Consider the following 12,147-nt stretch of genomic DNA (forward strand, 5'->3'; position numbering starts at 1 on the left):
AACGGAGAAAGGAAACCGGAGGACGGAAGCATTAAAACAGGAATTGAGCATTTTTCAGCAATTCAGAAACGTAGCATTTAGGACAGACAGAAGATGGATTTAAAAGTAGTTTCACCCTATGAACCAACCGGGGATCAACCCGAAGCAATTAAACAACTGGCAGCCGGCATCCGTCAGGGAGAACGCAACCAGACTCTTTTAGGGGTAACCGGATCAGGAAAAACATTCACCATGGCTAAAGTGATTGAGGAGGTGCAGCGCCCTACCCTCATCCTGAGCCACAACAAAACGCTGGCCGCCCAGCTGTACAGCGAGATGAAGCAGTTTTTCCCCGACAATGCGGTGGAATACTTTGTATCTTATTACGACTATTACCAGCCCGAAGCTTACCTGCCCACCACCGATACGTACATTGAAAAAGACCTTTCCATCAACGAGGATATTGAGAAGCTGCGACTCAGTACCACCTCTGCCCTGCTGTCCGGAAGGCGTGATGTAGTGGTGGTTTCATCGGTTTCCTGCCTCTACGGTATTGGAAACCCCGAAGATTTCCATGCTAACGTAACCAGCGTCAGCGTTGGCGAAACACTCAACCGCAACCAGTTTCTACATAAGCTGGTTGATGCGCTTTACTCCCGCAATGAAGCCGACTTCAAGCGGGGGAACTTCCGGGTGAAAGGCGACACTATTGATATTTTCCTGGCCTATGATGATAAAGCGATCCGCGTGGTTTTTTGGGGAGATGAAATTGAGGAAATCTACAGCTTCGATCCAACAGACGGAACCACCATTGATGAGCTGGAAACAGCCATCATCTACCCGGCCAATATTTTTGTCACCACCAAGGAACGCATGAAGTCGGCCATCCACCAAATTCAGGATGATCTTCTTAAGCAAGTCGATTTTTTCAAGGAAATCGGAAAGCCATTGGAAGCCAAACGTATTTTAGAACGGGTGGAATACGACATGGAAATGATGCGCGAACTGGGCTACTGCCCCGGTGTTGAAAACTACTCGCGCTATTTCGATGGACGAGCGGCAGGCACACGCCCCTTCTGCCTGCTGGATTATTTCCCGGACGATTTCCTGACCATCCTGGATGAAAGCCATGTGACGATTCCCCAAATCCGCGCCATGTATGGGGGTGACCATTCGCGCAAAATCAATCTGGTGGAATACGGGTTCCGGCTTCCGGCAGCCATCGACAACCGCCCGCTGAAATTTGAAGAATTTGAGGACCTGGTCAACCAAACACTTTATGTTAGCGCCACGCCAGCCGACTACGAACTGGAAAAATCGGAAGGGGTGGTTGTTGAGCAGATCATTCGCCCCACCGGACTGCTTGACCCAATCATTGACGTACGTCCTTCGGCCAACCAGATTGATGACCTGATTCATGAAATCAACCTGCGCATTGAAAAGAACGAGCGCATACTGGTAACCACACTTACCAAACGTATGGCTGAAGAGCTCAGCAAATACCTGATCAACATGGGGATTAAAACGCGCTACATCCACTCCGACATCGACACGATGGAGCGCATTGAGATTCTGGAAGAACTGCGCAATGGCGGCTTTCATGTGCTGGTCGGCATCAACCTGCTTCGGGAAGGGCTCGACCTGCCGGAGGTTTCGCTTGTCGCCATTATCGATGCCGACAAGGAAGGCTTCCTGCGTTCGGAACGCTCACTCACCCAAACAGCGGGGCGTGCGGCCCGAAACCTCAACGGCATGGTCATTATGTATGCCGACAAGATTACCGACTCGATGCAAAAAACCATCGACTCCACCAATTACCGACGCACCAAGCAAATACGCTACAACGAGGAGCATGGCATTACGCCCAAAGCCATCGTTAAACCCACACGCGAAATCATCGGCTACGAGTACCGCAACAGCAAGCAGAAAGAATATGCAGGCGGAGCAAGTCATCCGGATGTTGCAGCCGACCCGGTTGTTCAGTATATGAGCCCGGAGGCCCTGGAAAAAACCATTGAAAAAACGAAAAAAGAAATGCAGGCTGCTGCGAAAGAACTTGACTTTATTGAGGCTGCCCGCCTGCGCGATGAGATGTATCGCCTGCAGGAAATTTTGAAAGAGAAGAAAAAGTAAGGGCAGAGAGCCAAGAGCAAAGGGCATGGGGCGAAGAGGAGAATGGAAACAGGAAGCCGGAGGAAGGATTGTCGGATATTCAGACTTTCAGATTTCTGAAAACCAAACACAAAGAGCCAAGAGCGAAGCGCATTAGGCCAAGAGAAGAATGGAGACAGGAAACCGGAGGAAGGATTGTCAGATATTCGGATTTCTGGATTTTCAGAATATTGAACTCCAGATACTGTACTCCGCCCACCAGCAATTACTTCTTCTGCAAGCGCATTTCGAGATATTTCGAGCTGAAGCCCAGCTTTTCATACAGGCGACGTGCCGGATTATCCGGCTCCACATGCAAAGCAATGTTTCCTTCCGCCTGCTGAATGGCCGCCTCCATCAACTGCCGGCCAAGACCCTGCCCACGGTGTTCGTTATGCGTGGCAATATACACCAGAATATTCTCCGGAATATAATCCTTCATCCCGGTTTGATTAATCACCACTGCCCCAACTAGCTGCCCGGCATCATAAGCCCCAAGTACAAAACCGCCAAACGATGGATACACCTTCAAAGCATAATCCATGGCTTTTTCAATGTCGTTCTTCGGATCTCCAAAATTCTCCAGATGATGGTATAAAAAATCCAGCACCCGGCTCTTTTCTTCCCGGCTTGGCTGATTGGTTTCCGTAAAAAATTTCAATTCAATCATGGTTTGGTTTTAATCATTCAACTACACCAACGGCTACTTCAGCAAAAAGTTGAATAAAATTGACAGCCAAAGAAAAGGGCCTGCCAGACAGGCAGACCCTTGAGAAAGCTACAGACTTTGAAGGCTGAAGAAACTATTAATTGTAGGCACTTTCTCCATGTTCATAAACATCAAGGCCTTCTTCCTCGATGCGTTTAGACACCCGGAGGATTTTGGCTTTTTTCAGGATATAGAATAAAACCAAACCACATCCGAACGCCCAAACAAAGAAGGCAAGTACGCCAATAGCCTGAATTCCCAGCAAGCCGGCGCCATGCCCGTAAAACAAGCCTTCTGAAGTTGAAAACAAGCCAACGGCCAGGGTTCCCAGTGCACCACTAATACCATGCACCGAGATCGCTCCAACCGGGTCGTCAATCTTCAGAACTTTATCAAAAAACTCAACCGCAAAAGGCAACACCACTCCAGCCATGGTACCAATCAAAACGGCCCCCACCGGATCAACGGCATCACAACCGGCAGTAATGGCTACCAGACCGGCAAGAGCGCCGTTCAACGAAATGGAAAGCGCCGGCCGCTTGTAGCGAAACCAGGAAACCAACATAGCCACCACTGCACCCGCCGCTGCGGCCAGGTTGGTTGTTACAGCAATGTGCCCAAGTGCCACGGCATTTTCGGTTCCGGCGGCTGCCAGCTGCGAGCCCGGGTTAAAGCCAAACCAGCCAAACCACAGGATAAAAACCCCTAAAGCGCCTAAGGCCAGGTTATGTCCCGGAATAGCTTTAGCCTTGCCATCTTTCCCGTATTTGCCAATACGCGGACCAATGATGGCAGCACCAGCCAATCCCAACCAGGCCCCCACCGAGTGCACAATAGACGAGCCGGCAAAATCGTGAAACCCCAGCTGGCTCAACCAGCCACCACCCCAAGTCCAGTGCCCTGAGATCGGGTAAACAAAAATCGTAATCACAACGCTAAAAATCAGGTAAGCCTTAAATTCAGTCCGTTCAGCCACGGCCCCCGACACAATCGTTGCGGCCGTTGCGGCAAAAACAGTTTGAAAAAACAGGTCAGTATAGTCCGAATAGTTCTCGCCAAATCCTTCACTCATAAAGAATAAGTCGGGTGTCCCAATCAAACCTCCAAGCGAGTCTCCATACATCAGGGTAAATCCAATAAACCAATAGAGCAAGGAGCCAATGGAAAAGTCCATCAAGTTCTTCATCAAAATGTTCGCAGTATTCTTCGAGCGGGTAAAACCAGCCTCCACCATTGCAAAACCAGGCTGCATAAACATCACCATAAACCCTGCAATCAGTAACCACATATTGTCGATGCCTATTTGTAGGCCTTGTAAAGTTTCATCCATGATTGTTTTGTTTTAGGGTTATTACTCTTCTTTGCCTTTGATGAATAAGGACTCATCACCAAACTCTCCGGTGCGTATGCGGTACGACTCTTCAATGTTTGAAATGAATATCTTACCATCGCCAATCTCGCCGGTTCGTCCGGCTTGCATAATGGCCAACACCGTTTTTTCCACATTTTTATCGCGTACAATAATGGAGAGGATCGTCCGCTCAATCGTGCTGGTATCGTAAACAACACCCCGATAAGCGCGCTCTTGCCGGGTTTGTCCAACGCCACGGACATCCCAGAAAGAGAAGAACTCAATGCCTGCTTCATGAAGCGCTTCAGTCACTTCATCAAACTTGGTTTTTCTAATAATTGCTTCAATCTTTTTCATCTCTATCGAATTTTGTTTTATAATGAAATGCCTACAACAATGTGAAACTGCTCAGAAGAAGGATTCAAAATGGCTGTTCCGGTAACAGGAAGTGAGAAGGAGTCTGTAATTTTGATTTCTTTCGAAGTGCCTACACCAATATTACAAACATTGAAATTGCCATTTGTCGTATAAGCCCCGTCACCTGCCCCCAAGGTTAAAGCCAGTTTTCCAACGTTCAGACCGGCCTCCAGGTAAACATCGCTCACATCTGTGGCATCCGAGCCAATCATGTAAGCCGCCAGGAAAGAGAAGTCACCCAATTCCAGTCCAACCATTGTCTCAAAAAAGTGGGAATCACCATTGAAATAATCCGTTCCCGGGAAGTAATAGTCCGTAACCGTAAAAGACAAAGCCGCTCCCTCACTCAAATCAAACCCGTAACTGACATATAAGTCAGCCTCCGCCGCTTCATCATCGGTAAACCCGTATGAGCCCCAGGCCCCAAGCGCAAAACCGCCGGTACTATACTCCGCCCAAGGTTGAATAGCCGGACCTGTTCCGAATTTCGTTCCACGCCACACATAGCTTGAAACAAAGTCTGCCCCGGTATCCCAGTCCTGAGCTTGTAAATTTCCAGCCAGTGTTATTGCCAATACAAAAACGGGAAGTAATCGTAATTTTTTCATGATTCTAAAATTTAATGGTTTTACAATTTTTCATTTGATCTACTTTGGTGTGTACTTGCTATGGCGTGTAATTCTGAAAAAGTCTCTTTTTTTGAACATGACCCCCTATTTTTTGTGGTCTCTCATTCAAAAGTATGCCTATTTCGAGAACACACCCCAAATCCAGACAGGGTTGACCTCATATTTAATGCTCAATTAACATCACAACCCCCTATTTCGGAGGGGGTTAATCTTGAAAAATCATTGTTTTTATGGAAATATGTCAGATTATGGAGGGGTAGACAGAAAAAATATCGTTTTTTAGACACAATGGACAACAAGCAACAAGAAAAATGACATTTTAACACTTTTCAACTCACAATGACAACACCAAGACATCCATGCCTTGCTCGAGCATTCAAAATGACACAAAAGACAAATAGAAACCACCCATTTGCTAAAAACCACTCCAATTCACCCGCTTTATGATGGCACTAAAAGCAATTCCGAAGAAACCCCATCAGGCAGAAACCTAACAAGCAAACTCGTATACTATATATTAATGTATACCCTTCGCGCTCGTCATCCTTCAACTTAAAGCCAGGCCAAGCCTGAGGGGAAAGACTATTTTTCAAGGAAGCCAGAATAGGACTATTGGGAAAAAAGTAATTAATTTGTAGTTTCTTTCTTTCACAGAATAAATTGATTCGTGCTTGTCCAGTGATGACCAGCACCAAGTAACTCGCTAATTTTTTATTGTATGAAACTCTGGGACAAAGGTATATCTGTAAATAAACTCATCGAAGAATTCACCGTAGGCCAAGATCGCGAACTGGATCTTTACCTGGCTAAGTTTGACATCCTGGGCTCCATGGCCCACACCAAAATGCTGCAATCAATCGGCTTACTAGAGCAGGATGAACTGGACCAGCTGCTTCAGGAAATGAAAGCGATTTACCAATTAGCCGAAAATGGCGAGTTCACCATCGAAGAAGGAGTTGAAGATGTACACTCTCAGGTAGAAGCCCTCCTGACTCAAAAACTGGGGGATGTTGGAAAGAAAATACACAGTGGCCGTTCCCGGAACGATCAGGTGTTACTTGACCTGAAACTTTATGCGCGCGACGAAATCCGCCAGCTGGTAGAGGCCAGCCAGGAATTGTTTTCCACCCTGATCGCCAAGGCCGACAAGCACAAAGAGCAACTAATGCCAGGCTACACCCACCTTCAGGTAGCCATGCCTTCGTCGTTTGGTCTTTGGTTCAGCGCTTATGCCGAAAGCCTGGTTGACGACCTCACCCTGTTGCAGGCAGCCTTTAAAATTACCAACCAAAACCCACTGGGCTCAGCAGCCGGTTATGGTTCTTCATTCCCGCTCAACCGCGAGCTCACCACAGAGCTACTGGGCTTCGACTCGATGAACTACAATGTGGTTTATGCCCAAATGGGACGGGGTAAAATGGAAAAAACAGTCGCCTTTGCCATTTCATCCATTGCGGCCACACTTTCGAAACTGGCCTTTGACACCTGCCTGTTCATGAGCCAAAACTTTGGCTTTATCGGTCTGCCCGATGAACTGACGACCGGCTCAAGCATTATGCCTCACAAGAAAAACCCGGATGTTTTTGAGTTGATTCGTTCGCACTGCAACAAGCTGCAAGCACTTCCAAACCAAATTACCTTAATGACCAACAACCTGCCCAGCGGCTATTTCCGCGACCTGCAGATTATCAAGGAAGTCTTCCTGCCCGCTTTTCAGGAACTCATGAGCTGCATTAAAATTGCCAACTTTGCCATTAGTGAAATGACGATCAAGGAAAACATTCTGGAAGATGATCGCTACCAATACCTGTTTAGTGTTGAAGATGTTAACCGACTGGTTCAGGAAGGAACTCCCTTCCGCGATGCCTACATTCAGATTGGCAAGCAGATTCAGCAGGGCGAATACACCCCCACCAGACAGGTGGCTCACACCCATGCCGGAAGCATCGGAAACCTGTGCCTTCCCGAGATTCAACAAAAAATGGAACAGATCATAAATTCATTTAACTTTAAAAAGATGGATTTGGCAATCAAAAAGCTATTAAAATAGGGGTCAACTGTTAACTAAACGTTATTTCTAAAATCCTTTTAATTACAAAATGACATTCGACCTTCACGCGTAAACACGGTGAATTCCACGTTTTTATATCACAAACTTTAAAAGAACAAAGGAATTTGTTCATGTTATCAAACATGCAAAACAAAGCTAGCAATTGGATATCATTCAATTAATAGCTATTTTCGCTATCACTTCATAAGTATTTTGTGGGTTTTGCTTAGAGTTTTTAAGTAGCTGTAAATGGCTTCAATCTACTCGTGTTGTGTCCTGCTGTGAAAAGGCAAGACAAGGTGTGATAAAAACTTAAAAAAGGATATAGAATGCAGTTAAGATTTCCAAAAGAACAAGGGCTTTACAGCTCTGCCAACGAACATGACAATTGTGGGATCGGGTTTGTGGCGCACATCAAGGGCCAGGCCTCTCATGACATTATCACCAGAGGCCTTCGGGTATTAGAAAACCTGGATCACCGGGGAGCAACCAGTGCCGATAATGCCACAGGAGATGGCGCAGGAATACTCATGCAAATTCCTCACGAATACATTCAGTCGGTTCTGAAGATCGCTGTTCCTGAGCCTGGTCAATATGGCACCGGATTAATATTTCTGCCGCAAAAAGAAAGCGAAGCAGATATTTGTCTGGACATTCTGACAAAACACATCAACGAGGAAGGCCTGGAACTCATTTGCTATCGCGATGTTCCTGTTGACACTTCTGCACCGGGAGAGATCGCCAAGCAAACCGAGCCGGCCATCAAGCAGGTATTTATTAAAGGAAAGCTGGAGCCCGAAGCGATGGAGCGTAAACTTTACATCATCCGCAAGCTAACGGAACATGCCATTGCGAACTCCAACCTGACACACAAGGAAGCATTTTATCAACCCAGTTTGTCAGCCAGAACCATTGTTTACAAAGGGATGTTAACCCCACACCAGCTGTCAGATTATTACAAAGACCTGCAACACGAACGTTTTAAATCAGCCATTGCCTTGGTGCACTCGCGCTTTAGCACCAACACCTTCCCAACCTGGGACTTGGCCCAGCCTTTCCGCATGATTGCCCACAACGGCGAAATCAATACGGTTAAAGGAAACCGCAAATGGATGGAAGCCCGGGAAGCCTTGCTGAAATCGGAAATCTTTGGCGAAGACCTGCAAAAGCTTCTGCCCGTCATTGAAGACAATAAATCCGACTCCGCGTCCTTCGACAATGTGCTGGAATTTTTGCACCTCACCGGACGCTCGCTGCATCATGCCTTGTGTATGATGATCCCGGAATCGTTCAACGAAAAGAACCCCATTCCGGAATCGCTCAAAGCGTTTTACGAATACCACTCCACCATCATGGAACCGTGGGACGGACCAGCCTCCATGGTTTTTTCTGACGGACGATACATTGGAGGAACACTCGACCGCAATGGCCTGCGTCCTTCGCGCTACGTCATTACTAAAAACGACCTCATTGTGATGGGATCGGAAGTTGGTGTTCAGCATTTCCAACCCGAAGAAATCATTGAAAAAGGTCGTCTTCGCCCCGGAAAAATTCTATTGGTGGACACCAAACTCGGCATTATCATTCCCGACAAGGAGGTCAAAGACCAGTTAAGCAAACGCAATCCTTACGAGATGTGGTTAAAACAAAACCGCATGCGTATGAAAGATATTAAAGTCAAGAAACGGGTTCCTTCTGAAGTAGCAGATTTTGAGACCCTGGCACAGGTGTTTAATTACTCCAAAGAAGACCTGCACGACCTCATTCAGCCGATGGCTGTGGGCGCTGCCGAACCAACCAGCTCCATGGGAAATGACACCCCGCTGGCTATTTTCTCTGACAAGCCCCAGCTTTTCTTTACCTATTTTAAGCAAATGTTTGCCCAGGTTACCAACCCGGCCATCGACCCCATTCGGGAAGGGCTGGTGATGGCACTAACCAATTATATCGGCTCCCTAAGCTCCAACATTTTGGGAGAAACGCCGGAACACTGCAAGCTGATTAAATTTGACGGACCACTGATTACCAATACCGACCTTGGCAAAATTAAAGACCTGAAGGACGAAATGTTTACCCACAAAACGATCCCCATGGTTTTCCCGGTAAAAGGTGGCTACCAAGCATTCAAGGACGCATTTGATAACATGCTGGAGATGGCCGAAAAAGCCGTTGACGATAAAAAGAATTTCATCATTTTGTCGGACCGTAAAGTTGACTCGGAACACGCACCAATTCCTTCACTACTGGCCGTTGCTGCTGTTCACCACCATCTGATCTCCAAAAAGAAACGGATGCAGGTTGGTATCATTGTAGAGACAGCCGAAGCACGCGAAATCAACCACTTTGCCTTATTGCTGGGCTACGGAGCCAGCGTGATCAACCCCTACATGGCCTTTGCGGCAATCGACCGCCTGGTTAAAGAAGGGGAGGTTGAACTGGAATACAAAGATGCCCGCAAAAACTACATCAAAGCAGTCGATAAAGGTTTGCTGAAGATTTTATCTAAAATGGGAATCTCCACACTCCGCTCCTACCACGGCGCTCAAATGTTTGAAGCCATGGGCGTCAGTCGCGAGTTGATCGACCAGTACTTTACCGGCACAGCCTCACGCTTAAGCGGTATTGGTCTGGAGGAAATCGCTGAAGAATACAGCCGCTTCCATCAAGCAGCCTATAAAATTGCCAAAACTTCCGAAAGGTTCCGTTTCGAAAATTCAGGGGTTTACGCCTGGCGGAAATACGGCGAGCACCATGCCTGGAACCCGGAAGCCATTGGCCTGCTACAGTGGGCAACCCGCACCAACGACTACAACAAATACAAAGAATACAGCGCCCTGATTGACCAGGACAACAAAAAGCCGGGCTTCATTCGAGGATGCTTCAAATTCAAGCAAAACCCAATTCCATTGGACCAGGTGGAGCCTGTTGAAAACATCATGAAACGCTTTGTTACAGGCGCCATGTCGTACGGATCCATCAGCAAGGAAGCACACGAAGCGCTGGCCATTGCCATGAATACCGTTGGCGGAAGAAGCAACACTGGTGAAGGGGGCGAAAGCTCAGACCGTTTTGGCACCATCAAACAAAGCTCGATCAAGCAAATTGCTTCCGGACGTTTTGGAGTGACCAACAACTATTTGACCAACGCCCATGAACTTCAAATTAAAGTTTGCCAAGGAGCAAAGCCGGGTGAAGGAGGTCAGCTTCCGGGCTTTAAGGTGAACAAGATCATTGCTAAACTTCGGAACTCAACCCCCGGAATTACTTTGATTTCGCCACCACCCCACCATGACATCTACTCCATTGAGGACCTGGCACAGTTAATCTACGACCTGAAAGTGACCAATCCCAAAGCCAAAGTCTCCGTGAAACTGGTAGCCGAAAATGGCGTTGGAACCGTTGCCGCAGGGGTAGCCAAAGCCTTCTCCGACCTGATCATCATCTCTGGTGGAGAAGGTGGAACCGGAGCCAGCCCGGCCAGCTCAATCAAACATGCCGGACTGCCTGCTGAAATGGGGATTGCTGAAGCACAGCAAACGCTGGTGATGAACAACCTGCGTGGACGCGTAAAGCTTCAAGTAGACGGTCAGCTGAAAACCGGTAAAGACGTGGTTTCCATGGCCTGTCTGGGAGGCGAAGAGTTTGGTTTTTCCACCTCAGCCCTGATTACCATGGGATGCATCATGATGCGCAAATGCCACTTGAACACTTGTCCGGCGGGTATTGCCACTCAGGATAAAGAACTGCGAAAACGCTTCATCGGAAAAGCCGAGTTTGTGATTAATTTCTTCCGTTTCATAGCCGAAGAAGTACGCGAACACCTGGCCGAAATGGGCTTCTCCAAGTTCGAAGACATTGTTGGACGCGCTGACCTGCTGGAAGTAGATGAAAAAGCCACCAACTGGAAAATGAAAAACATCGACTTCTCTCAGGTATTGCACATGCCGGAAGAAGCCAAAAAATACGACATCCGCAACACGCATCCGAACCTGAAGTCCATCGAGGATCACCTGGATCACAAACTGATTCTGGATGCCAACAAAGCAATTAAAGGCAAGGAGAAAGTATGGATTTCACATCCGATCATCAACACCGACCGGACCATCGGAGCCATGCTGTCCGGTGAAATATCCAAGCGCTATGGCGAAGAAGGATTGCCGGAGGATACCATCAGCTGCACCTTCCACGGAACTGCCGGCCAAAGTTTTGGTGCCTTCCTGGTCAAAGGGATTAACTTCCGACTGGAAGGAGACGCCAACGACTACATCGGCAAAGGGCTTTCCGGCGGTAAGATTGTGGTGGTTCCACCAGCCGGGTCAACCTTCAAGCCGGAAGAAAACATCATCATCGGCAACACCACCTTCTATGGAGCTACCAAAGGTGAAGGTTACATCCGCGGAGTGGCCGGCGAGCGTTTCTGCGTACGAAACTCAGGCGCCAAAACCGTTGTTGAAGGTACCGGCGACCACTGCTGCGAGTACATGACCGGCGGCCGCGTTGTGGTGCTGGGCAAAACCGGACGTAACTTCGCTGCCGGAATGAGTGGCGGTATTGCTTACGTGCTGGATGTGGACGGTGATTTCGATTACTACTGCAACAAAGGGCTGGTTGAACTTTCGGCAGTGGAGGACCGCACCGACATTGATGAATTACAGGAAATGATCAGCAAACATCTTTTATACACGCAAAGTTCTTTAGCGGCAAAAATTCTGACCAACTGGGAAGAGTACCTGCCTCGATTCGTAAAAGTAATTCCGTTCGAGTACAAGAAAGTGCTTGAGGAACTGAAGTTGAAGGAACTGGAACGCAAATTACAACTGACGGAAGACGATCCATCCCGTCACGAATAAGAAGTAAAGAA

At 47.7% G+C, this 12,147-nt stretch carries 7 protein-coding genes; 3 read left to right on the plus strand and 4 right to left on the minus strand.

Annotated features, from left to right (window positions below; all coding sequences use genetic code 11):
* Positions 1 to 93: 93 nt before the first annotated feature.
* A complete protein-coding gene (gene uvrB / locus ACRD6K_RS11990; RefSeq protein ID WP_299579511.1) occupies positions 94 to 2,112 on the plus strand; it encodes an excinuclease ABC subunit UvrB in 2,019 nt (672 codons plus the stop codon).
* A gap of 244 nt (positions 2,113 to 2,356) precedes the next feature.
* Here the strand turns inward: uvrB and ACRD6K_RS11995 are convergent, their stop codons facing one another.
* From ACRD6K_RS11995 to ACRD6K_RS12010, 4 genes are all read right to left on the minus strand, one after another.
* On the minus strand, positions 2,357 to 2,800 hold the full coding sequence (locus ACRD6K_RS11995; RefSeq protein WP_430973442.1) for a GNAT family N-acetyltransferase: 444 nt from the start codon (positions 2,798 to 2,800) through the stop codon (positions 2,357 to 2,359).
* A gap of 136 nt (positions 2,801 to 2,936) precedes the next feature.
* Positions 2,937 to 4,169, minus strand: a complete 1,233-nt coding sequence (locus tag ACRD6K_RS12000) for an ammonium transporter (protein ID WP_430973443.1) — start codon at positions 4,167 to 4,169, stop codon at positions 2,937 to 2,939.
* A 21-nt stretch (positions 4,170 to 4,190) separates the two neighbouring features.
* Positions 4,191 to 4,547, minus strand: coding sequence for a P-II family nitrogen regulator (locus ACRD6K_RS12005; protein ID WP_299579520.1), 357 nt, complete (start codon positions 4,545 to 4,547; stop codon positions 4,191 to 4,193).
* 17 nt (positions 4,548 to 4,564) lie between these two features.
* Positions 4,565 to 5,215, minus strand: a complete 651-nt coding sequence (locus ACRD6K_RS12010; protein ID WP_430973444.1) for a TorF family putative porin — start codon at positions 5,213 to 5,215, stop codon at positions 4,565 to 4,567.
* A 739-nt stretch (positions 5,216 to 5,954) separates the two neighbouring features.
* Here ACRD6K_RS12010 and argH point away from each other — a divergent pair.
* Complete coding sequence (gene argH / locus ACRD6K_RS12015; protein WP_430973445.1) at positions 5,955 to 7,286, plus strand: argininosuccinate lyase; 1,332 nt, start codon at positions 5,955 to 5,957, stop codon at positions 7,284 to 7,286.
* Positions 7,287 to 7,615: 329 nt separating this feature from the next.
* A complete protein-coding gene (gltB, locus tag ACRD6K_RS12020; protein WP_430973446.1) occupies positions 7,616 to 12,136 on the plus strand; it encodes a glutamate synthase large subunit in 4,521 nt (1,506 codons plus the stop codon).
* The last annotated feature ends 11 nt before the right edge of the window (positions 12,137 to 12,147 follow it).

It is taken from the genome of Sunxiuqinia rutila, from assembly GCF_050589705.1.
In the GTDB taxonomy this organism is placed as follows: Bacteria; Bacteroidota; Bacteroidia; order Bacteroidales; family Prolixibacteraceae; genus Sunxiuqinia; species Sunxiuqinia rutila.